General features: G+C 44.3%; 22 protein-coding genes. 10 read left to right on the forward strand and 12 right to left on the reverse strand.

What is annotated here, in order from left to right; translation table 11 throughout:
* Positions 1–1,059: 1,059 nt before the first annotated feature.
* The 4 genes from OC25_RS02245 to OC25_RS02260 all read right to left on the reverse strand — a co-directional run bounded on the left by OC25_RS02245 (position 1,060) and on the right by OC25_RS02260 (position 4,103).
* On the reverse strand, positions 1,060–2,127 hold the full coding sequence (locus OC25_RS02245) for a PAS domain-containing sensor histidine kinase (protein ID WP_039471249.1): 1,068 nt from the start codon (positions 2,125–2,127) through the stop codon (positions 1,060–1,062).
* Positions 2,128–2,334: 207 nt separating this feature from the next.
* On the reverse strand, positions 2,335–2,868 hold the full coding sequence (locus OC25_RS02250; RefSeq protein ID WP_052265896.1) for a DUF892 family protein: 534 nt from the start codon (positions 2,866–2,868) through the stop codon (positions 2,335–2,337).
* A 12-nt stretch (positions 2,869–2,880) separates the two neighbouring features.
* Positions 2,881–3,240, reverse strand: coding sequence for a response regulator (locus tag OC25_RS02255; RefSeq protein ID WP_039471251.1), 360 nt, complete (start codon positions 3,238–3,240; stop codon positions 2,881–2,883).
* A gap of 29 nt (positions 3,241–3,269) precedes the next feature.
* Positions 3,270–4,103 carry a helix-turn-helix transcriptional regulator gene (locus OC25_RS02260; protein ID WP_039471654.1) on the reverse strand — a complete coding sequence of 278 codons (834 nt, stop codon included), beginning with the start codon at positions 4,101–4,103 and terminating at the stop codon, positions 3,270–3,272.
* Positions 4,104–4,642: 539 nt separating this feature from the next.
* Between OC25_RS02260 and OC25_RS02265 the strand changes: the two genes are divergently transcribed.
* From OC25_RS02265 to OC25_RS02285, 5 genes are all read left to right on the forward strand, one after another.
* Complete coding sequence (locus OC25_RS02265) at positions 4,643–5,284, forward strand: Crp/Fnr family transcriptional regulator (protein WP_209435553.1); 642 nt, start codon at positions 4,643–4,645, stop codon at positions 5,282–5,284.
* Between the two features lie 44 nt (positions 5,285–5,328).
* Positions 5,329–6,186 (forward strand): sulfite exporter TauE/SafE family protein, encoded by an 858-nt coding sequence (locus OC25_RS02270; RefSeq protein ID WP_245221860.1) that lies wholly within the window; start codon positions 5,329–5,331, stop codon positions 6,184–6,186.
* Positions 6,187–6,270: 84 nt separating this feature from the next.
* On the forward strand, positions 6,271–7,689 hold the full coding sequence (locus OC25_RS02275; RefSeq protein ID WP_039471256.1) for an MBL fold metallo-hydrolase: 1,419 nt from the start codon (positions 6,271–6,273) through the stop codon (positions 7,687–7,689).
* 109 nt (positions 7,690–7,798) lie between these two features.
* Positions 7,799–8,356, forward strand: a complete 558-nt coding sequence (locus OC25_RS02280) for a YeeE/YedE family protein (protein WP_052265898.1) — start codon at positions 7,799–7,801, stop codon at positions 8,354–8,356.
* A gap of 10 nt (positions 8,357–8,366) precedes the next feature.
* On the forward strand, positions 8,367–8,780 hold the full coding sequence (locus OC25_RS02285; protein ID WP_039471258.1) for a DUF6691 family protein: 414 nt from the start codon (positions 8,367–8,369) through the stop codon (positions 8,778–8,780).
* A gap of 546 nt (positions 8,781–9,326) precedes the next feature.
* Here OC25_RS02285 and OC25_RS02290 read toward each other — a convergent pair.
* Complete coding sequence (locus tag OC25_RS02290; protein WP_039471260.1) at positions 9,327–9,680, reverse strand: response regulator; 354 nt, start codon at positions 9,678–9,680, stop codon at positions 9,327–9,329.
* 534 nt (positions 9,681–10,214) lie between these two features.
* On the opposite strand from OC25_RS02290, the gene OC25_RS02295 reads away from it, so the two are divergent.
* From OC25_RS02295 to OC25_RS02310, 4 genes are all read left to right on the forward strand, one after another.
* Positions 10,215–12,272, forward strand: coding sequence for a UvrD-helicase domain-containing protein (locus tag OC25_RS02295; RefSeq protein ID WP_039471263.1), 2,058 nt, complete (start codon positions 10,215–10,217; stop codon positions 12,270–12,272).
* A gap of 39 nt (positions 12,273–12,311) precedes the next feature.
* Positions 12,312–12,623 (forward strand): 3'-5' exonuclease, encoded by a 312-nt coding sequence (locus OC25_RS02300; protein WP_082018477.1) that lies wholly within the window; start codon positions 12,312–12,314, stop codon positions 12,621–12,623.
* Positions 12,624–12,686: 63 nt separating this feature from the next.
* On the forward strand, positions 12,687–13,289 hold the full coding sequence (locus tag OC25_RS02305) for a hypothetical protein (RefSeq protein ID WP_156131371.1): 603 nt from the start codon (positions 12,687–12,689) through the stop codon (positions 13,287–13,289).
* Positions 13,290–13,339: 50 nt separating this feature from the next.
* Positions 13,340–13,810: a hypothetical protein gene (locus OC25_RS02310; protein ID WP_156131372.1), complete on the forward strand. Its 471-nt coding sequence runs from the start codon at positions 13,340–13,342 to the stop codon at positions 13,808–13,810.
* 138 nt (positions 13,811–13,948) lie between these two features.
* Here OC25_RS02310 and OC25_RS02315 read toward each other — a convergent pair whose 3' ends face one another.
* From OC25_RS02315 to OC25_RS02335, 4 genes are all read right to left on the reverse strand, one after another.
* The gene (locus OC25_RS02315; protein ID WP_039471271.1) at positions 13,949–14,338 is read right to left on the reverse strand and encodes a type II toxin-antitoxin system HicB family antitoxin; all 390 of its coding nucleotides are present in this window, start codon (positions 14,336–14,338) and stop codon (positions 13,949–13,951) included.
* Complete coding sequence (locus OC25_RS02320; RefSeq protein WP_039471273.1) at positions 14,331–14,594, reverse strand: type II toxin-antitoxin system HicA family toxin; 264 nt, start codon at positions 14,592–14,594, stop codon at positions 14,331–14,333. Before OC25_RS02320 ends, OC25_RS02315 begins: the two co-directional genes overlap by 8 nt.
* Before the next feature lie 273 nt (positions 14,595–14,867).
* Positions 14,868–15,830 (reverse strand): NAD-dependent epimerase/dehydratase family protein, encoded by a 963-nt coding sequence (locus OC25_RS02325; protein WP_039471274.1) that lies wholly within the window; start codon positions 15,828–15,830, stop codon positions 14,868–14,870.
* Between the two features lie 384 nt (positions 15,831–16,214).
* Positions 16,215–17,075, reverse strand: coding sequence for a sigma-70 family RNA polymerase sigma factor (locus OC25_RS02335; RefSeq protein WP_039471661.1), 861 nt, complete (start codon positions 17,073–17,075; stop codon positions 16,215–16,217).
* 329 nt (positions 17,076–17,404) lie between these two features.
* Between OC25_RS02335 and OC25_RS02345 the strand changes: the two genes are divergently transcribed.
* The gene (locus OC25_RS02345; RefSeq protein ID WP_156131373.1) at positions 17,405–17,953 is read left to right on the forward strand and encodes a Riean_0653 family protein; all 549 of its coding nucleotides are present in this window, start codon (positions 17,405–17,407) and stop codon (positions 17,951–17,953) included.
* Positions 17,954–18,028: 75 nt separating this feature from the next.
* Here OC25_RS02345 and mobC read toward each other — a convergent pair whose 3' ends face one another.
* From mobC to OC25_RS02360, 3 genes are read right to left on the reverse strand one after another with little or no spacing between them, the layout of a single operon-like run.
* The gene (gene mobC / locus OC25_RS02350) at positions 18,029–20,050 is read right to left on the reverse strand and encodes a conjugal transfer protein MobC (protein ID WP_052265900.1); all 2,022 of its coding nucleotides are present in this window, start codon (positions 20,048–20,050) and stop codon (positions 18,029–18,031) included.
* On the reverse strand, positions 20,047–21,291 hold the full coding sequence (locus tag OC25_RS02355) for a relaxase/mobilization nuclease domain-containing protein (RefSeq protein ID WP_052265901.1): 1,245 nt from the start codon (positions 21,289–21,291) through the stop codon (positions 20,047–20,049). The genes mobC and OC25_RS02355 overlap by 4 nt, the downstream gene beginning before the upstream one ends.
* Complete coding sequence (locus tag OC25_RS02360; RefSeq protein WP_039471282.1) at positions 21,273–21,683, reverse strand: hypothetical protein; 411 nt, start codon at positions 21,681–21,683, stop codon at positions 21,273–21,275. The genes OC25_RS02355 and OC25_RS02360 overlap by 19 nt, the downstream gene beginning before the upstream one ends.
* Positions 21,684–22,029 lie beyond the last annotated feature (346 nt).

Genomic DNA, 22,029 nt, shown 5'->3' on the forward strand with positions numbered 1-22,029 from the left:
AAACTTGGTCCTGCTCAACCGCTTACGACTCCTTACCGAAGCCCTACGCCTGGCCGGCTCGCCAATGGACATGGACAACTTCTCCTCCAACCAGCGAAATATATTGCTTTCCCCTGCTAATTTGCAAATCACCCCTGTAAGCCAAACCCTTGGCCATACCCCGCAAAATAAAATTTAATTCCATCGACCGCTAATGAAATACCAATCCACAAAACAATATTCCGAAATAAACCATCAAATCAGCCCATTTTACCAAATATCAGCATTGCAGTTCTTTACCAGCAAAAACTCCCCAGATTTGTACCACGTAATTAATCATCAGGGTGAAAGCCATAAAACCCGGATGAAAATCCTGGCTGGGTAGAAGCAGCCGTTTTTTAGTTGAATAAATATTGGTGATTAGTATGGAGCCGGTCTTTGCCCAACTCCTTTTTGTTAAAAGCATAAGCCGCAATGAAAAGACCATTATAAGCCTGTCCAAACATCCATTGATTGCCATTCCATTACCAAGGATCAGCAGCCAGGTCAAACCCAGGGAAAAAAAACTATAGTGGAAAGAAGGCAACATACACGCCATTGGCACACATCATTTAAGACCTTAAATAAGTGCACCCCAAAACCATTTTTGCTTATCATTGCAGTTCAATACAAAGCATCCCATTAACAGTTCCCATCAATGAACAAGCAGCGTGGTACCAGCGATCTGGCCAAGCCCATCCCTTATCCTGATCCCGGGCGAATGGTACCTGGATTACTGCTGGCAGCAGCACCAGTAGCACAACGCTAAGCTGATCATGCTGCTACCAGATATTGGAAGGGCGACGGCAGAATTTGGGGCCCATTTGTCCGGCAACAAATATTTTGCCCACGATGATTAATTCCAGATAACCCCAAAAAAAGCTGTTAATGACTTAACCACAAAAATGACCTATTGCGAATCATGGCCGAATAGCCATTAGTAATAACCTTGCAAAACATCAGATTTTCCGGTTTCAATGGAACCGGAAATCTGATATTTCGGCAGGACAAAGCTCCAAAACAAGAAAAAAGTTATTCGATTTAAATAATGGCCAAATTGACTTGAAAAACGCTTCCTCTTCCGTCAGGGTCATGAACTGAAATGGATCCAGCATGCTTCAACACCAGCTCATGACATAAAAAAAGACCGATTCCCAATCCGTCTATTTTCTCAGCATGACTCACACGGTAAAACTTTTGGAAAATTTTCATTTTTTCGATAGCCGTGATACCGATCCCGTAATCCCGGACAGACAGCGTCAGGGTTTCTCTGCTGATTGTGACAGCGATATCAACCACTGCAGGCCCGCCTGAGTATTTAATTGCGTTGTTAAGCAGATTGGTAATTACCTGCCCGATCCGGCAACGATCAGCGCAGATGATAATCTCATCTAATTCTTCGATCGTTATCGTGCATTCTGGATTTATGATGAGTGCATTATGCACGCTTTCCTTCAAAAGGGCACAAAAATCGAACCTGGTTTTGTTAAGTTTTAATTCCTGTGAAGCTGAAACTACTGGAGAGGAGATCTCATGCAATAGTTGGGAGATCCGGTCTGCAGAAAGCAGTGCGCGGGATGCGACCGTCAAAACCCTGTTATCCTGCTGGTCTTTCAAATGACGTTCGATAATTTGAAGGGAGGCCCTCACTGCGGACAGGGGTGTTTTAAGCTCATGCATGGCAACATTTATGAGCTCATCGCGCAGGATTTCGATATCTTTTCTTTCTGTAATATTTACGGTCGTGCCCAGAATTTTAACGGGGAGAGATTCCTGAAATAAAACCTCACCATTGGCTTCAATCCATATCACCTGACCGTCGGGATGGCGAACCCGGTATTGGGCTGAATAGAGTTGGCGGTTTGAAATGGCATGTTGCACACTGGACATCATTGCTGGCAAGTCCTTGGCAAGAATGCAACTTAACATTTGGTTATAGGAAAATTGTTTATCTGTTTCCCAGCCAAAATTCCGCTTACACTGAGCTGTGCAAATCATGCTGTTACCATTCTGTAAATCTAATTCCCAAAAGCCTATTTGGGCCTGTATGAGTGCATCATTCAGGTGTTTCTGAGAAATAGTAAAGGTGGCATCGCCTGATTGGATCATCTTTTATGACTGCATCAATTTCAGTCAAAGGTAATGATTAAAAATTATCACCCGAATCAATCATCCGCAATACTTACCACCTTGCGGAGTAAAAACAACTTGGCGGATTTTGCGCCCAAAACTAAAGCATGAAGAATTTTATGTGCAAACAAAGCTTTTGATGACATTGAATCTTTTCTTACCTCAATTTCGCAATAGCGCTGAAAATCATACAGGATTAATCACATATTTTGTGGACACGTGAACAAAAAGTAGACGGTCCATTTTCGCTGCCTTAAAATTTTCTGTGAGCAATTCAGACACCTCGTCATTTCCCAGTTTCGCTGAGGCGATCTGCAGCATCTGGAAAGAGGACATCTCCACACTTTTGATATTCTGAAGGTAAAAAATGATGGAAAGATCGGATATTTCATCATCATTGATTGCACGTTCAATCGAATGGAAAGCTTCATCTATCAGGCTCGTCAACCCCTTGATGCGCTTAAGGGATGCCTTACAATCGATTAGGTTGTAAACCATTTCAATCCTTGCAAGCTGGTTTTCAACATCCTTAACTGTTTCCAGGATAACATCCTGCAATACGGAAAACTTTACATGGTTAAGCAACAAAGGCAGTTTCTTCAACAGATGTATTTTTGCCGCATAAATCCGATTTAAATGATTGACTATAAAAGATTTAACTAAACCGACCGATACCGGTACATGTGCCAAGGGGTCGAACCCTAATGATTTATTTTTCATTTCTTTATACAGTTAACAATATTGCTTAACCTGATCGAGTACATGCGCGATATCAAAAGGCTTTGTGATAAACCCATTAGCCCCACTGTGATCCGCTAATTTCCCGAGCTCTAGTTCGGCAGATATTAATAAAATAGGTATATTCATCGTTCGTGGATTGGATTTATAATCACTGCAAAGTTCGGCACCGGTTTTCTCAAATCCGCTGATACGCACATCGGTTATCACAAGCGCGGGATTGATTTCCGCGACGGATTGCGGGGATAACCCTTTTTGTGATATACAAGGGGTATATCCTGCATCCTGAAGGATTAATTCCATGATATTCAGGATATCCTCATCATCGTCGATAACTAGTATGGTTTTATTCATTATTAAATCGGTTCATTGCCTATGCTGGTCTATAACAGTTCAGATACATCAATACCATAGGCCTGGTTAAAAATCTCTTGAAAGTACGCACGGGAGGCGTAGCCGGCTACATTTGCGATTTCTGTAACCGTCCTGTATTTCCCGCTTGCGATGGCTTCCCATGCCATTTGCATGCGAATCATACGAACTAGTTTATTTGGGGTTATTCCCAATATTTTCTTTACCTGTCTATGGAGCTGGCGTTCACTCATTGCAAGGTCAGAGCTTATTGTGGCAAGCGTTACATACTCAGAGCCACGGTTTTGTCTGACCGCTAATTCAAATTTCCCCAGCCAGTGTTGATCTGTCTGAGGCATTTTATCGCGTGTATATAATTCCAGGTGAGGCTCTTTTGCACCAAGATTTCGTCTGAGGGTATCAGGGGAAATTTTAAGCGCCTGGATCTGTTCGGCATTCAAGGCGGAAAGAACGGTACTTATACGATCTGCCTCGCTTTGCACATTTCGATAGCTGAGCTCTTTTGCGATGCAAAATATCACGTCGTACTTATCGGCATAGACAGCTGTCCAAAACAGCCATACTATTTGCCCCTGTTTGGTAACCAATCTGTTTTCAAACTTTTGGACGCTCCGATCACCATATAGTGTAGCATGGATTTCAAGATAATTGTTGACATCTTCCGGATGGATATAATGATCTAATGGCTGAGTTAATAGTTCATCATATTCATAACCGAGCAATTTTGTAACAGCGAAATTCATTTTTTTAAAATACCTGTCGCGGCCGACTATGCAAACCAAATCTGGCATAAGTTCCGTTAAATAATCCAGATCGAAAATATTCAGTATTTTTACGCTTTCCATTATGCATTTGACATCAGCCACCCGGGTTGGATGGCTTGGGATTTGGTTAAAGAAACACATTCTTGACGACAATGTTTAGCTAAGCTTACCCCGAAACTCAATTTGTCAGCTTTGCGTATAAATACGTCAGTTATCTTCACCTAAAAAGTTGCTGATTGAGGCAATCAAATCTGCCAGTATTAATAATAACCCAAAACTGACGGTATAACAAATCCGCTCTTTAGATATCGCTCAGCTATTACAGGTGCCCGCCCTGAATCCCTTCCAATATGACAATACTTGTTTTTTTTAAACGTAAAATGAAATGGCTTGACCTTTGAAACCTATCTTGAAGTGATGTATTTCGATACCAATCAGCTGGCAAAAAAAATTTCCTTCCCTTCTCGTGTTCATCCTGGTGTTTCATAAAATGACATCGCTGTAAGCTCGCCGGAGGAAGCAATAATTTACCTTCCCTCAGCAGGCTTTTATGGTAAATATTACGATAATTTTGCTACTCATCTCACGTATGGTTATCTTTAAAATCCCAACAATACTAAATGAAAAATATGGTAGTCGCTGAATATATCGACAGGCTCTTTACGCAATTCGAACCTTCATTAAAGGAGATACTGACCAACAATGCTACACTTCGCGATTTTAAAATTGGCGATATGCTTATGCAGACTGGACAAAATATGCGCTCTACCGTTATAATTGTGGAAGGCACGGTTAAATTGTACCGCGAGGGCGAAGATGGCCAGGAATTCTTTATGTACTATCTCCAACCGGGCAATGCCTGCGCCCTATCTATGATATGCGCGACCAAACAGCAAACCAGTCAGGTAATGGCCAAGGCTATTCAGCAAACAAAAGCTTTGATGATCCCCATTGTTTTGATGGATCAGCTGATGCGTGATTACAAGACATGGTATTATTTTGTCATCGAAACCTACCGCACGCGATTTGAAGAATTGCTGTTTGTTATCGATAATATTGCCTTTAAGGCTATGGATGAGCGACTGGCCTTTTATCTTAAAAAACAGGCTGCCGATCTGAGCACAAAGCAATTGCACCTCACCCACAACCAGATCGCTTCAGATCTGAATACTTCGAGAGAGGTAATTTCCAGGCTGCTCAAAAAAATGGAACAATCCGGACAAATTAAGATGCAACGCAATTACATCGAATACCTGATTTAACCCATCTGACCTGTGAACATTCATTCCCAGAAAAAATCTGCAGTGTGACTAAAATCACCAACATTGCCGCAGCACAATCCGATTTTTGTCAGAAATTGACATATATGGAAATCATTGCTTATCTTGCCGCTGCTTTAATCGGCATCTCGCTTGGCCTAATAGGCGGTGGCGGCTCAATACTAACCATGCCCGTATTGGTTTACCTCTTTGGAGTAAACCCGCTACTTGCCACCTCATACTCATTGTTTATTGTAGGTACTACCAGTCTGGCAGGCACCATTGGTAACTTCAGGCGTGGCCTGGTCAACATAAAAACCGCCCTGTTATTCGGCAGCGCATCCATATCCACTGTGTTTTTAACCCGAAAATTCATTATCCCCAACATCCCCAAAACCATCTTCAGCATCGGCGGTTTCGAACTCAGTGAAAACATGCTCATGATGATACTTTTTGCCTTATTGATGGTGGCTGCCGCCATCGCAATGATCAAAGGCGCCAGGGAATTACCTGGATCCGTTGTGGAAAAACGCAAGCCACATATGGGCAAACTTTTCTGCTATGGTCTCGCCATCGGCCTTACCACTGGCTTTTTAGGCGCAGGTGGTGGTTTTTTGCTCATTCCTACCCTGGTAGTTCTGGTAGGATTGCCCATGAAAGAGGCAGTTGGCACATCACTTTTCATCATCGCGCTTAACTCAGTCATCGGCTTTACCGGTGACTTGGGCCATTTTTCTATTGATTGGGTGTTTCTCGCAAAAATAACTGCGGTTGCCATAACAGGTATAATGGCCGGCGGGGTGATCAATAGAAAAATAGACGGGGGGAAACTGAAAAAAGGTTTCGGATGGTTTGTACTGGTCATGGGCTGTTACATCATCCTGAAGGAAATCGCATTTAACTGATCGCTGCAACCAACTTTCTGTGTGACTAAAGTCACCTGTTATCCTATCCTTAAGCACTAACTTCGAAATATTAATTTAATGAAAATGATAATAGAACAAATTTACACCGGATGTCTGGCACAGGGTGCTTATTACATCCAGAGCAATGGGGAGGCCGCCATTATTGACCCGCTTCGCGAGGTGAGCCCTTATATCGAGCGTGCATACCGAAATAACGCAGAAATTAAATATGTACTGGAAACGCACTTCCACGCGGATTTTGTTTCCGGCCACATTGATCTGGCTAAGAAAAGCGGTGCAAAGATCGTTTATGGGCCAAACGCAAAACCGGATTTCGACTTCTATGCAGCCAAAGATGGGGAAATTTTAAAACTGGGGGGCGCCAAAATCAAGGTGCTTCATACCCCAGGGCACACCATGGAAAGCACCTGTTTTTTGGTTAGCGATGAGCAGGGAAAAGAGATTGCGCTTTTTTCCGGAGATACCCTTTTTATAGGTGATGTGGGAAGGCCGGATTTAGCGCAAAAACTCTTTAGCGAATTAACAAGCGAAATGCTCGCAGCTTACCTTTTCGACTCGTTGCGGAAAAAGATTATGCCCCTGGATGATGGTATTGTTGTATATCCGGCACATGGAGCGGGTAGCGCCTGTGGAAAAAACATGAGCACGGAAACAAGCGATCTTTTGGGCAATCAAAAAAAAACCAATTATGCCTTGAGGGAAGATATGTCGCAGGATGAGTTCGTAAAAGCGGTGACAGCTGGCTTGATGCCTCCTCCGGCATACTTCCCGGAGAATGTGATGATGAACGTCCATGGATATGATAGTTTTGATGAGGTAATCAAAAGAGGCCTGCAAGCCTTGGATCCAGGTACTTTTGAGCTGGTGGCCAACCAAACCGGAGCGGTGATTCTAGATACCAGGGCTCCCCAGGTTTTTGCCAAAGGCTTTATTCCAAATGCCATTAACATTGGAATTGATGGAAGCTTCGCACCCTGGGTTGGCACATTAATCCCGGATATCAAACAGCCCATCTTGCTGATAGCTGATGAAGGAAAAATCCAAGAAGTACTTACCCGCTTGTCCCGCGTAGGTTTTGACGGCACGGTAGGTTATTTAGATGGTGGTTTTGAGGCTTGGGAAAACGCCGGAAAGGAAACCGACAGGATAGGTTCAGTTTCTGCAGAAGAGCTAGCCAGGATGTTAAAGGAATCACAATTGGCCATAATAGATGTCAGAAAAGCAAACGAGTTTCTAAGCGAACATGTCGAAGGTGCTATTAACCTCCCGCTAGATTATATTAACGATAACACTGGCAGCCTGGATAAGGACAAAACCTACTTTGTGCACTGTGCCGGAGGCTACCGGTCGGTAATATTCAACTCGATTATGCGGGCAAGGGGGTATCACAACCTGATTGATGTCTCCGGAGGCTTTACAGCCATAAAACAAACCGGAGAGATCGCAGTCACAGCATTCATGTGCCGCAGTACATTTGCCTGATCCAAAACACATTATTATTCAATTAAACGAGGAGATTTTAGGCGTCCAAACCCCTAGACATCAAATAAATTAAACATAATTACCTTATCAAATTTTGATACAAAACACCATGATTGATCTCATTAAACAGCCCTGGCCCTGGTATTTTTCGGGCACCATGATTGCACTCATCATGCTCTTACTGCTTTTTTTCGGAAAGTCATTTGGCTTCTCATCAAATTTGCGCACGATGTGCAGTATGGCCGGAGCTGGCAGAAAAATAAGATTTTTTGATTTTCAATGGAAGAACCAAATCTGGAATATGATGTTCCTAATCGGATCTGTCGCAGGAGGATATATCGCGACAAATTTTTTAAGCAATCCATCCCCCTTAAAATTATCTCCGGCGACAGTTGCAGATTTGAACCGTTTGAATGTCAGTTTTGATGGCACATTAAATCCAGCCAGTCTGTTTTCTTTGCCCGCATTGACAGACTCCAAAACCCTCGCTATCCTACTTATTGGCGGCTTACTGGTTGGTTTTGGCTCGCGCTATGCCGGCGGTTGCACTTCAGGGCACGCAATATCCGGCCTTTCGAATCTGCAACTCCCTTCCCTGATTGCAGTAATCGGGTTCTTTATAGGGGGACTCATTATGACTTTTCTGATTATACCCTTTATTTTTTAAATCAACGCTCATGAAGCTCATAAAATATATGTTAGCCGGTATGCTTTTCGGCATTATCATGATAAAATCCGAAGCTGCATCGTGGTACCGGATCCAGGAAATGTTTCGTTTCCAATCCTTCCACATGTATGGTATTATAGGCACCGCAGTGGTTTTAGGTATAATTGCGGTAATGCTGATCAAGAAATTTAACATTAAGGACATTGCCGGAAACCCTATCCTGTTCCATCATAAAGAAAGGGCTTATTTCAAATACGCCTTTGGTGGAGCCATTTTTGGTTTGGGCTGGGCACTTACAGGCGCATGTCCCGGACCAATGTTTGTTAACCTGGGTAGCGGATATGCTGGGATGGCAATAGTCATACTTGGTGCTCTACTGGGAACCTTCCTGTATGGCGTAATCAAAAATAACTTACCCCACTAGCAATAATGCAGGTCCAGGTGAGAAAACCTACCGCGATGACCGATCATCGCTGCCCAAGGAACTAAAAAGGGAAAGTATATAGATACTTTAGTTCAGTTTGAAAACAAGATAGGCTGCGCGTTGAATGCATAGGCTAAAGTTAAAACCGGCTATAAAATCCTGATGATAGCTAAGCGATCTGCCTCATTAATACGTTCATTGTTGCGAAACTGATAAACTCAGGCATCGGGCCTTAAGGATATTAACCCCAGGCGCAATAGCCGATTACGCCCACCTCCACGAATGGCTAAAAGTTTAGTGCTTAAAAATCCCTTTAGCTGCGCACAGCCAAAACTTTGTCAGTGCGTGCCGGATTGTTGGATACTTTTTTTGTGGAGGTATTTTAAGTCCTGCACCGACTGGATAACGAAAATTCAAATATCGCCCAAAATTAAGCCTTGCAAATGGTTGCAAGGCTATTTTTGAATCTAAATCGTCCCGAAGATTTGATTTAACACTAAAATATCAAATTGCAGGAAATATGTCAATACCATCGTAAAAAAATACTCAATTTTTAGTAGCTAGCCGCAACACGTTCTCCTCAAGCGATTTTATATCAAAAGGTTTTTCGATGAAAGCATCATACTCAATGCCGGCAGGTAATAGCCTGGAAGATGCGCTGGTTATGATCACCCCAATATGTTTCATTTGGGCATTTCCCTTGATCTCCTCTGCGATCTTAAAGCCGTCAGAAAAACCCAATGAGATATCAATTATCGCTACATTTGGTTGAAACTGTAATAGATCCTGCTGCCAGTTGTCAAAATCTTCAATGGTCAAAACTGTGTGCGCGCCTTCCAAAATCATAGTGATTGCGTCACACGTTGCGCCATCATCTTCAAAAATGATAATTTTTGCCATAAGCTGCTTATTTGGTCAAACAAAATAATAATTTTTGAAGATAAATAAAACAGGTACAAACCTGTTCACATTGATCAATTACGGCAGCAATCCTTATTTGGCATAAGTACGAACTTAAGCTATCACCCTTGAGCCATAACCAACGCTAACCAGCGAACAGCAAGATCTATAATACTTCAGACCAATCTTTGACTCCAGGTTACCAGCCTGCACAACAGTATCGACAGTTTACAGCAGAGCTTCGGATATGCTGCGACCGGTCTTGGTTGAAAGTTTTAACAGCGGCATGTTTTGCATCTATATTAGAATATCCTGGAGCATAAAATAAACCTGCCGAGCAAAATACACAACAAACTAATTATCATACATTTAGAACAAATCACACAACCAAAACAATGGCATCAGATAAGCACAAAGAAATGGATGAACTGCGTGCCTACAATTATATCCCAAACCTCAAATATTTGCGTACCAAAGCCATTTTTGCTTATCATTGCAGTTCAATACAAAGCATCCCAACAACAGTTCCCATCAATGAACAAGCAGCGTGGCCCCAGCGATCTGGTCAAAATCATCCTCTTTATCCTGACCCTGGGCGGGTGGTACCTGTATTACCGCTGGCAACAGCACCAGCTTGACAAAGCGGAGCTGATCAGCCTGCTACCCGAGATCGAAAAAGCGACGGCTGAATTTGGGCCACATTTCTCCGGCAACAAATACTTTGCCCACTATGACTATCTTCAGCTCCGGTTCCGCCATGCCCTACTACTATCCAAAATCCCCAAGAAATACAATAACTATAACCTTAGCGATCAGGAGTTCAAAACCATTGACCGTTTTGCCGGCCTCCACCAGGGTATCACAAAATACAGGTCAGACTATAACCGGGAATTCACCAACTCAGAAATAGTGGGTTACAAATCCTTTTTCTCCAAACTGGAAAAGTACCCTTTATCTCTTGAACAAATGCATGCCGTAGTCAGCGAGGAGGACAATAGCCTGGTCATCGCCGGCGCGGGAACTGGCAAAACCACAACAATAAGTGCCAAGATTGCCTACCTGCTGGATAAAAAACTGGCAAGGCCCCAGGAGCTGCTGGTGATCTCGTTTACCAACGCCGCGGTAGAGGAAATGTTTGAGCGTACATTGCGTTTCTGTGGTAAGGATTCCGGCGTAGAACAGGCCACCTTCCGCACCTTTAACTCCTTTGGCAACCAGGTAGTGCGGTATTGTAATCCGCATCCCAAACAGATTGCCTTTGAAGGCAAAGACTATAAGGTCAAAGCTTTCCTGCAGCAAAGCTTTGATTCGCTTTTCAAAACAGATGAAGACTTCCAGTCCAAGGCCATCAGTTTCCTGGCCTTTTTTAACCGGCCGGTGAAAGATCAATTCGAGTTCAATTCTGCTGCCGAATTTAAAAACCACCAGCAATCCCAGCGCTGCATCAGCTTAAGTGGCGTTGAGGTAAAAAGCATGGAAGAGCTCCAGATTGCGAACTTCCTCTATCTGCACCAGGTCGATTTTGAATATGAATCGCGCTTCCCGCTGGAACGCGAAGACCGCAACCCGGATTTCGGGAACTATGCACCCGATTTCTATCTGCCGGGTTATGATATCTACCATGAACATTATGGCATCGACCGAAATGGTGATGTACCAAACTGGTTCTCCGCAAAACCTCCCTTTAAAACAGCAAGGGAATATTACCACCACGGAATGGCCTGGAAGCAGCACATCCATGAAAAGTATGGTACAAGGCTCATCAAAACTTATTCCTACCAAAGCAGCGATGGCTCTATGCTGCTATCGCTAAAAAAACAGCTAAGTGCGCTAGGTGTAATGCTCCGCAAACGACATCCAGATGAAATCATTGCCAGGCTCAAAAAGACCGAAAACTTTGAAGGATTCATCGGGCTGATCTATACTTTTCTAAACCTGATGAAATCCAGCGGTATGATGCCAGGCGGATTGCGCATCGAAGGTATGGAACAACGTTTCTACGTATTCCTGGATGTCTTCACGCCACTTTTCAATCGCTATGAGCAAAAGCTAAAAGATACCAGCTGCATCGATTTCAATGATATGGTTAACCATGCTGCGAGCTATATTAAAAATGGCAAGTACCCAAAAGCCTACAAATATATCCTGGTCGATGAATTCCAGGACATGTCCCAGGGCAGGTATGCAATGCTGGACGCCCTGAAAAAAGCGAACCCATCGGCCAAACTTTACGCTGTTGGTGACGACTGGCAATCCGTTTACCGTTTCAATGGCAGTGATGTTTCGATCATCAGCCGTTTCAGCGATTATTTTGGTGTTACTGCCCATAACCAGATCCTGCAGACCTACCGCTTCAACACAGAAATCCTGCAGGTAAGCAGCACATTCATCCAGAAAAACCCGGCACAGCTCCGAAAAAAACTGTCCTCCCCCTTTGATGCTGACATTCCTGCTTTTGGACTCATTCCTGTAGATTTAGGCCGAATGAAAAAAGCGGAAATAGACTTATATCTATTTGACCGGATCAACCAAATCCTTTCCGGGATTGCCAGGAACGCCCCCAATTCATGCGTATTCCTGATTGGCCGCTAGAACCATAATTCGCCTGCTGACCTCGCCCAACTTAAAAAAATTCAGCCGCAATTGCGGATTGCTTTCTACACCGCGCATGGCAGCAAAGGCCTTACCTGTGACTATGCGATCCTTTTAGGGCTGGATTCAGGGATATTCGGCTTTCCTTCCGAAATAGCGGATGATCCGGTGCTGGATGTGCTGCTGGAAGACAGCGGCAGTTATGATAATGCGGAAGAGCGCAGGCTGTTCTATGTGGCACTGACAAGGGCACGCCATAAGGTTTACCTGATGTATAGTAAGCGCAATCCAAGCAAGTTCATCCGGGAACTAAAATCGGATCATGAAATTGAAACCATGGAAAAAATATAGCATCTCATCGCGGTAAAGATTTGTGGAAATGATCAGCTGACTGCATCTTCTCCTAAAAGCCAGATGACAATCATTAAATTAAGCCGCTCGCTGCTATTATTTAGCTTATCTTTTTTAGCCTGCAAAACTACCCCGCCTGAAAGGTGGGACACTTTCAGGGTTAATCCACGTATTTCCCGGAACAAGGCTTTTACAATCATGGATACCCAAAAAGAATTAATGACATTCCCCCACCAGGATACCGCACTAAAACGCAGCAGCATGGTATCTATCCTGACCGGGGATCTGCACAGCAGGCAGGATTCGCTAAATTCAAACTTCAATACCTGCACCGCCTATCTTTCCAAATCAGATACACTGCATATCAATATCGGGTTGCACAGCCTTTTTGGCGGCAGCGGTTTTATAATCAGCTGTTATGACAGCCGCTTTTACACAGAAGGTTACGAGTATTCCGATGTAGTATACTCAGGAACTGACAAGCCGCAACACTGGGTGATCCGTCAGGAGCTTACCCTGGACCGCGCAAAATATAAGGCCGGTGACAGCTTATACGGTTATATCAATTTCAAGGCCGCGGAACGAAACGAGCTTGGCGACACGGTTATTTACAGTGGAAAGGGAAACTTCCGCGCGAAGGTAAAAAAGTCCAGGTTTGACAATTAACATTAAGTTTAAAAGCCTATTGCTATTTTAGCGGCTAAAATTAAACACTTTTGAAAAAGACATTTATCCTTTCGATACTGATCATTCTATCTGGTGCCGCGTCCTCCCAGTCCGTTAACCTAACCGAGCTGGTAAGCGTTTATGATGCTCCTTATAAGGAGATCAATAGCTTTTTGACCAAAGAAAAAAAATACAAGGCCTTCAGGCAGGAAACCCCTCCTGAATTTACCGTTTACCACTACTTTTTAAACCGCGGTAAGTCTGCCGAGGAAGAAGTCATTACCGGCATGGGATTCGAAACAGAACCGGGAAAGATCAATACTAATTTATATTATAAGTCAAAGGATTCTTCTTTTGTAGATAATCTGCAAAAACAGGTATCAAACCTTGGCCTTAAACTCGATAGGGAGCAATCAACGGACAAACTCAAGAGCTTTGAATACTCCATTGATCGGCTTGCTATGAAGTTTACTTACTCTACCTCCAAAAACTATATGATCTTCTTTAGCCGTAAACGTTAAGTTTACTGGCGCAGCGACTTGTCACCATAGCAATTGGAACGAAAATAACTACCTGAACGTGATGTACCTTCATGCATAAAAAATGCCATGGTTGGGACTCCATGGCATATCACTGTTGACATTGTTTTGCAGGAAGTTTTATGCAGGCTGTAATTTACCTTCTTCCAAACGGGCACTGAAATCTGCTGACTCCTTGTGTGCCAGCGTGAATGCCAATGCTTTCTTCACGAAGTCATTAAGCGTAAGGTTGTGCACAGCGGCAAAAAGCGCGGCCTGCTTATGAAGATCGGCTGAAACCCTCACGTTGAAAGTACCTTTATAGGTCTTATCAGGAACCTTGCCTATCTCGGCGCAGGTTTCCAGATAATCTTCCACTGCCTCTTCAAAGGCAACCTTTAAAGCTTTTACCGAGTCTCCTTCAAAAGTCACCAGATCATTGATCGCCAGAATTTTCCCAAAGAAAACTTCGTCTGTACTGCTATAATGCACTGATGCGTAATAATTTTTATAATTTAAGATGTCATTCATCTTTTAAGTGGCCAATGGCCTTTAAATGTTCTATCACTTGCCGGATCGCATACCCTTTCATAATGTTGGAAGGATGAGGCTCATGAAGGGAAATGAGATTTTGTTTCCCATCTACAAACTTTCTTCTCGAACCCCCGGTCTTACCGGCCTTAATTTTTTTATAACCAAAATGGGTCAATACCCTTAGCAATTCCTCCCAGGTAAAGTCCTTTGGAACTGACAAAAATCTTTCAAGTAATTTTTCGATACCTGCCATAGCAATAATGTTTTTTTGTTATCAATCATTTGTCCTCCTTTTTTTGAATTGTTGAAAAAATCGTGTTTTGCTTGCATGCCCTTAGGCTAATCCAAAGATAAAAATAAAAACCGAATTATGCAACTAAAATTTAGTTGCAACAGATTTACACTAGCCATTGCATAATAGATAACCAGTTAAATGGAAAGCCCGGACAAATAGAACTCACCAACAGCTACGTGTTCTTTCAAAAAACTCCTGATCTTCCAGGCTAAAACCGGGTCAAAAACAAAACTAGGCTTTTGACAACGATGTCATCCTCGTCAGGTTCTCCAGCATATCCCTCACCATTTCCTTCAGGCCAAACCTCGACTGCCATGCCCAGTCCACCCTGGCATCATAATCATCGATTGAATCCGGCCAGGTGTCCGCAATCTGCTGGCGGAAATCCGGAAGGTAATCAAGCTTAAAGTCCCCGATATGCTTCCCGATCTCAGCTCCAAGCACCTCGGGGGTAAAGCTCATCGCCGAAAGATTGTAGGAGGTCCTTACCCTCAGCTTTTCAGCAGGAGCGTCCATCAATTCCAATACCGCACGGATCGCATCAGGCATATACATCATCGGCAGCATCGTACCGGGTTTCAAAAAACACAGATAGCGTCCATCAGCAAGTGCCTTATGGAAAATATCCACCGCATAATCCGTTGTCCCACCGCCTGGGGGAGATTTATAACTGATCAATCCCGGAAAGCGTAAACTGCGTACATCAAGCCCATATTTTTCGAAGTAATAGTGGCACCAGTACTCCCCTGACGCTTTACTGATGCCATAAACCGTTGAAGGGATACTCGCATTGGCCTGAGGGGTATGCTGCGCAGGTGCATCAAGGCCAAATACGGCAATACTGCTTGGCCAGAATACTTTATCCATCTCACATTTTTCCGCCACATCCAGTACATTCAGCAGACCATCCATATTCAGCTGCCAGGCAAGCGCCGGGTCCCGTTCCCCACTGGCCGAAAGCATGGCGGCTAAAAGATAAATTTGTGTAATGCGCTCTTCCCTGCACAACATCAAAAGCTTTGACTTATCCGTCACGTCCAGTTTTACGTAGAGATAATGATCCCCCGCCTTATTCTTCTCCCGGATATCGGCCGCAATTACCTGATAGCGTCCGTATTTCTGCCGCAGTGCTTCGGTCAATTCTACCCCGATCTGCCCGCAGGCGCCGATCACAAGTACTTTAGTTTTATTCATTTTGTTAGCTTATAACCAATGCATGTGTTCATCATCGCTCTCATCTGTACGTTTATCCAGTAGCCGGCTTTTTCTAAGGATAAACCCCGCGCATACCGCCAGCAGCAGGATCAGGCTTCCGTGAAGGAGCACGTCATTGTTCATTTTATATGTGGTTTGTATTTAATTTTCCTTAATGGCCCATCAAGCCTTAATATCAGGTATAGCGCCTTTAACCATAAAATCTCCAGTCCAAGCTTCCACCTGGTGAGTACCAGTTTAAAAGTTATCACACCAACACAGTTTCCCCTCCAGAAAAACGGTCCTTTGTAATAAAGCAATACCGTCCAGCCGGTCAATAGCAACACTGGCGGGATCAACATCGACCAGCAATAAGGTCTTGGGCTAAGCATTCACCAGCCCCCTTTCCCTTACCAATGTTTTAAGCTTATTTATTGCACCAGCTGCGATCTGTTTGATCCTTGATGAAGTGAGTAAAAAACGGGCCGCTACCACATCATAACTGGATTCCATTGGGCAATTGATACCATACAGGCTCTCTATGATTCCGCGTTCCCTTGGTGTAAGGGTAGCGAGCAGGGAATCAACAAGCAAGTAATTATCAGCCCCTGAAACCAGGTAATCTGCAGGCTGTAGCTGCTGATCGGCCACCGTTTCTATCAGTTCCTTTTCTCCCGCCTGCTGGCCAAAGGTTTGATAGAGCGAAAGCGGTATCCTGTCAAGTTGCAACTGTTCTTCCATCTGCCCCACCGTGATACCGACCACATGCGCAAGTTCCTCCATAGTTGCTGACCGTTCAAGCTGCTGCTCTAAAACCCCCATCTGGTGCTGGGCGACGGTGATATTGCGAACCTGGTTCATTGGTAACCTGATCATCCGGGAATGCTCACCGAGCGCAGACATAATGGCCTGGCGGATCCAAAAAACAGCATAAGTGATGAATTTAAAGCCAAGGGTTTCGTCAAACTTTCTGGCAGCGGTAATTAACCCCAGGTTACCTTCATTAATCAGGTCGCTTAAGGGGACACCCATCCGATCATATTTTTTAGCACAGCTTACCACGAAACGCAGGTTTGCACTGACCAACCGGTCCATTGCGGAAAGGTCCCCCTCCCTTACCCTTCGGCAAAGCATTACTTCTTCTTCGTCACTTAACAATCCAATCCTGGCGAGGTCGTTGAAATAAAGGTTCAGCGAATGGTATTCACGGGTGGTATAGGAAATTTCGATGCGGAGGGACTTCATGCCCGGCTTCTTATTCATGGCTAGTATTTAAAGGCAACACTTAAGGTCAGGCCCGATTGTTTGGTTGCTGTAAAGGTCAAAAGTTCTCCTGCAGCAGCCAATTGCCTGAATTAAAAAAGTAAATCGGGCTACATTAAACCAATCCGAAGAAATTAAATTCCGGCACAGCTTCCCAGGTGACGTCCCGACGAAATATTATCATACCACTCAAATAAACAGGCCGCGGGGAGGATTCACGAAGGGGCCAAAAAGACAACAATTTGTTAATACAGGAAATTGCGCTAACTGGCAAGCACCTGTTATCTTTGTGATCCATCAAAAACGCTCCCATGAAAAAAATCATCATATGGATGATACTCGCAAGCCCCCTCTCTATGGGTGTATCCTGCAAGAAATTGAAATTTGAATTTTCAAAACAGATCATGCCGCCCATCACCCAGCAAGGGCTGAATACTTTCGGCTTCATGTTCGGCAAGGAAATGTGGGTACCAAGGCCGCTTAGTTTTACTTTTCCAAGCCTGAAAGCGACTTATAGACTAAAGGGAAATGATAGGATATTGAAAATTACTTGCAGCCGCACAAGTTCCGTGCTTTCAAACTATTCCGATGATTTCGAAATCGAATGCATAAACCCAACGCCTAAAACCGGAGCCTTCGAACTAAATGAGCAGAACTGCAGCAGTGAAGTCCTGGTAACCAAAGCCGATCAAAGCTCCAAGGTATTCAATCTTTATAAAACCGGAACACTCAACATCACCTGCTGGGATTCAAAAGAACGGATCCTCTCAGGTACCTTTTCAATGAGTGTCAAGGAGAAAACCAGTGGAGAAACCGTAATGGTCAGTGTGGGACGATTTGACCTGATCTTTACAGAATAAGCTTTTCCATTGGATCGCTATTCTACCGAAATTATCTGGCTGTTTATCCTGGCCAATAAAAATAACCAAAGGCTGTTAGGTCGACAGACTCTGGGTTACAGCCTGGCTACCTTTTCTCATTCCTTTCTTCTTTTTATTTTTCCCCATTGACTGCTTTCCGTTTTCTTCCACCTTCCCTTCTGCCGCTACGATCATTCCCACTTCTGTTTTAATGCGCTCATAATTCATCCTGATCTCCTCCTCGCTGGCTCCCTTTCCTGTAGGAATATCTCCAAACAATTCCTCTTCTTTAGCAATCGAGGCATGGTCATTCATAATCTCACAGTTGAACATTTTGAGCGATATCTTTTCTTCAGGGTTATCCGCTACAATCCCCACAAACTCACCCGAGGAGAGCGAGGAAATCCTGGATGCGGGAATGGCCATTTCCAGCTGTGAGGATTTACTGATGGAGACGTCAGTGCTGTTGATGCTTTTGCTCTGGCGGTCCTGCATGGTCTTGCCAAAGGTTTCACTGAGTTTTTTGGCGGTATCCCCGGTTACCTGCCCTGAGATAATATTCCCCACGATACCGGTGATCACATCGGCCTGCTCCGCCCCGTAATCTTTCTTAAGCTGGCTAAAATCCTGTACGGCAAGCGTAGTGGCTACCTTATTGCTCCTGGCAGTAGCGATCAACCCATCCATACCGGAAAAATATATGGTTGGGAACTCATCAAAGATCAGGCTGCTTTTGAGCTTCCCTTTCTGGTTGACCAGCTTGATCATACGCGAAACATACAGCGATAAAACAGCGCCATAAATCTGTATTTTCTGGGGATTATTGCCTGCGCAGATAATCTTAGGTGTTTCGGGGTTATTTAAATCCAATGTAAAATCGTTACCGCTGAGCACATAATACAGCTGTGGACTGGACAACCTGGCCAGTGCTATCTTTGCACCTGCGATCTGCCCTTCAAGCTGCGCCACAGCCTGGTTCTTCCATGCAGAAATAAACGGGTTGATCAACACCTTAATCTCTTCCTGTTTACTGAGCAATGTAAAAAGCTGGTCGTATTCTGCCTGCATCAGCTCGATTACATGCGGAAGCGTACAATAAATCCCGTCCTTATACCTTTTCAGGTACCAGATAACCGAGGTCAGGAAATTAATGGGGCTCTCCACAAAAAAATCCCCCTGTTTTTTTACCCATTCCCTGTTCAGCCCGAGCATAATCGTACGGCTTGCTTCGGTCGCATCGGTAATATCTTCCATCGCTTTGGGGTCAAGCGGATTACAGCGGTGCAGCGGCCTGTCAAAATTGATGACCCAGAAGGTCGGCCTAACCGGATAATTAGCCGCATATTTTTTTAACATATTCCAGGCTATACGGCTGAGGTCATCATACTTGAAGTCGTAAATAAACATCGAAAACCCCTTACTAATATGCTGGGAGATAATGTGGCGGATCACGAAATAACTTTTTCCTGCCCCGGGGGTACCCACTACCAGCAGCCCCCTGAACATGTTGATCAGGTTGATCCAGCTTTTCCTCATCACCCCTTTATTGTTGTACTGCGCGGGTAGGTTAACCGAATACTGGTTTTCCAGCAAACGTTCTTCCTGCGGAAAGCTTTCATTGTCCCGGTTAAAAATATCCGGCCGCAAACCGCCCTTTACGATCCGTGAAATTTTCGCGCCACTGGCCATCATCCACAAATATCCAACCATACTCACAGCGATATAACCTGCGCTTTTAATTGCCAGGTGCTCCACCAGGCAAAAAAATAAAATGCTGATAAAAAATAACGACAATCCGCACATATATTGCATCAGCAGCGGCTTGAGCGATATTTTCTCATCCTTGCCACCCTTTACACCCAATAGCGAAACCATCAAAAAAACAAGGCTCGCCAATTTGGGCAGGAAATTGCTGCTGAAAAGTGTCGTTTTAACAATACCCTTCAAAATTTTATCGACCGGATCTGCCTGCAATCCCAGATTCCTGAAGAAAGCATAACAGGCCAGATAAAAATGCAGCCCCAGTATCAGCAGGCTGATCAAGCGGGTAAGGTCAATTATCTTTCGTAATGCGCCGGTATCTTCGCCTGTATTCATCGACCTTGTTCCCTTTCCATACTGCGTCTTTTCTTTTTCTTCCTTTTCCCTACGCTCACTAGCGCCGGTTCCCGGACTGGTTCCAGTAAGAACGCCATATCCGCAGTAAGCGTCGTTCCGTCAGCAGCATTACCAACATGTTGCGTGAAGGCCGGATATTTATCCCGATGAGCACCTGAAGTAGCTGCTAGCCCCCGCCCAAACCTGGCCATCAATGCTGTAGCGGCATAGTCTTTCCCAAGTGCAGAGCCCTTGAAAATCGTTTTGCTGCCATGGTCAATATAGCTGATCCCAAACACCTTTCCCTCAGTCGACCGCGCCACTACCATTTCGATATTGACTGTGAATAACCTTTGCTGAAATTGGTTAAATGAACTTACGCCACGGGCAAGCTGCTGGTCTATCTTTTCCTTTACGCCTGCCCTGAGACTTTTCTTTAGCTCACCTTTCAATTCAAAATCCTTTTCCAGATGCCTTAAAATAGGCTGGCCACTCAAAGCACTCGCCTTTATCGGGACGCCGGTGGGTTGTTCCTGATCATTTAATACCGCATACAACAAACCTTTACACTGCTCCATCCTGGACCCGGCAGTGCCAGGCAAGGCGATCACATTGAAACTTTTAAGTATCATATTAAATTCTGCAAAACTGCCATATACATAATGTTCACGTACGGCACGAACCAGTCTGGAAAGGGATTTCCTGGTTGCCTTCTGCCCATAGATTACCTGCCGGGGTATAGCGACCTTTTCTATCTGCTGCTTCTCAGTCCTGCCCTGCGCAACTATCAGTTCATATTTTTGTTCAATCGTTTTCCGTACCGGCTCTGACAGGCGGTACCCAATACCATGGACATCGATCCGGGAACCATCGGGCCGGATATTGGTCGAAACGATGTGTATATGCGGATGATGCACATCCATGTGCTGGTAGACCAGGTAAGGCTGGTTACCAAATCCGATACCCTCCATATATTCCCGCGCTATCATACAAAGCCTGTACTCATCAATACTGTCTTTACGATGAAAGTTTAAGCTGATGTGCAAAGCATTGGTCTTTACTGCGGCATTGAGCCTGGTAAGGTTAAGAAAGCGGTTGATTTTCATGGGGGTGCTGAGTGCCGATACCTCTGCCGCAAACCCACTGCCCATTAACAGCAATGCTTCCCCCCGGGAAACCTTATCCTCGTTATAACGGACAATCCCGGCAACCTTTTTACCCGTTACGATCCTTGCAACCATTTTAAGGCAAGCTGGTTTGCAATGGCTAAAAGCTGCTCTATTTTGCGATCAATCGGTTTATATATTTCCAGTGTCCGGTTGACATAAAACCATTTCTGACTGGTCTGCTCACAAGCATTAAAATAGTGTGTCTGCTGATTGATATTGATGCCGATCGACCTGATTTCTCTACGTATCATAGCCAGCTCCTCCATTACCGCGCCCATTTCATCACTTCGATAGAACACATTGATCCTTGCGCCCGTAATGATCTTTCTGGCCGCTGCGCAGGCGCTTCTGCAATCACTGGTCGAAACCAGTTTCTCCAGGCGCTTAAAGGTTTTCTCATCAATCCTGATCCTCAGCACATGTTTTAAAAGTTGATCACTGTCCTGCTTTTTCGTCCTGCCCATCTTTAAAAACCAATCATCTTTTGGAACCGCAAGTCCCGCCGCGGTTCCCCAGCCGTAAGGATGGCAAGATATTTTTGTCTACAAAAATCCATCTTGCTGCGCGCCCGGGCGGGCAGAATCCTTCCATAAACACAAGCTGCGTTATTTAATTATTTCGTTTTACTAGCGCTGAAAATGAGCCCAGAAGCCTGCGTATTCTAAGCCGCATGTACGATCCCTCTGATTGCAGCTTTCTTTTGGGCCGATGGTAACGGTGTTCATCCATTATTTCCTTCTCTTTTAACATCATATTCTTAGATCACAGGGATAAATCCCGTATGCCATCACCAGGCGCATAAAAATAATG

The sequence above is a fragment of the Pedobacter kyungheensis genome (assembly GCF_000812965.1).
Taxonomy (GTDB): Bacteria; Bacteroidota; Bacteroidia; order Sphingobacteriales; family Sphingobacteriaceae; genus Pedobacter; species Pedobacter kyungheensis.

Bases quoted from the DNA above. Each gene is read 5' to 3' on its own strand.
- OC25_RS02245 (WP_039471249.1), bottom strand. From the start codon at position 2,127: ATGATCCAATCAGGCGATGCCACCTTTACTATTTCTCAGAAACACCTG.
- OC25_RS02250 (WP_052265896.1), bottom strand. From the start codon at position 2,868: ATGAAAAATAAATCATTAGGGTTCGACCCCTTGGCACATGTACCGGTA.
- OC25_RS02255 (WP_039471251.1), bottom strand. From the start codon at position 3,240: ATGAATAAAACCATACTAGTTATCGACGATGATGAGGATATCCTGAAT.
- OC25_RS02260 (WP_039471654.1), bottom strand. From the start codon at position 4,103: ATGGAAAGCGTAAAAATACTGAATATTTTCGATCTGGATTATTTAACG.
- OC25_RS02265 (WP_209435553.1), top strand. From the start codon at position 4,643: ATGAAAAATATGGTAGTCGCTGAATATATCGACAGGCTCTTTACGCAA.
- OC25_RS02275 (WP_039471256.1), top strand. From the start codon at position 6,271: ATGATAATAGAACAAATTTACACCGGATGTCTGGCACAGGGTGCTTAT.
- OC25_RS02280 (WP_052265898.1), top strand. From the start codon at position 7,799: ATGATTGATCTCATTAAACAGCCCTGGCCCTGGTATTTTTCGGGCACC.
- OC25_RS02285 (WP_039471258.1), top strand. From the start codon at position 8,367: ATGAAGCTCATAAAATATATGTTAGCCGGTATGCTTTTCGGCATTATC.
- OC25_RS02290 (WP_039471260.1), bottom strand. From the start codon at position 9,680: ATGGCAAAAATTATCATTTTTGAAGATGATGGCGCAACGTGTGACGCA.
- OC25_RS02295 (WP_039471263.1), top strand. From the start codon at position 10,215: ATGAACAAGCAGCGTGGCCCCAGCGATCTGGTCAAAATCATCCTCTTT.
- OC25_RS02305 (WP_156131371.1), top strand. From the start codon at position 12,687: ATGACAATCATTAAATTAAGCCGCTCGCTGCTATTATTTAGCTTATCT.
- OC25_RS02315 (WP_039471271.1), bottom strand. From the start codon at position 14,338: ATGAATGACATCTTAAATTATAAAAATTATTACGCATCAGTGCATTAT.
- OC25_RS02320 (WP_039471273.1), bottom strand. From the start codon at position 14,594: ATGGCAGGTATCGAAAAATTACTTGAAAGATTTTTGTCAGTTCCAAAG.
- OC25_RS02325 (WP_039471274.1), bottom strand. From the start codon at position 15,830: ATGAATAAAACTAAAGTACTTGTGATCGGCGCCTGCGGGCAGATCGGG.
- OC25_RS02335 (WP_039471661.1), bottom strand. From the start codon at position 17,075: ATGAAGTCCCTCCGCATCGAAATTTCCTATACCACCCGTGAATACCAT.
- OC25_RS02345 (WP_156131373.1), top strand. From the start codon at position 17,405: ATGAAAAAAATCATCATATGGATGATACTCGCAAGCCCCCTCTCTATG.
- mobC (WP_052265900.1), bottom strand. From the start codon at position 20,050: ATGAATACAGGCGAAGATACCGGCGCATTACGAAAGATAATTGACCTT.
- OC25_RS02355 (WP_052265901.1), bottom strand. From the start codon at position 21,291: ATGGTTGCAAGGATCGTAACGGGTAAAAAGGTTGCCGGGATTGTCCGT.
- OC25_RS02360 (WP_039471282.1), bottom strand. From the start codon at position 21,683: ATGGGCAGGACGAAAAAGCAGGACAGTGATCAACTTTTAAAACATGTG.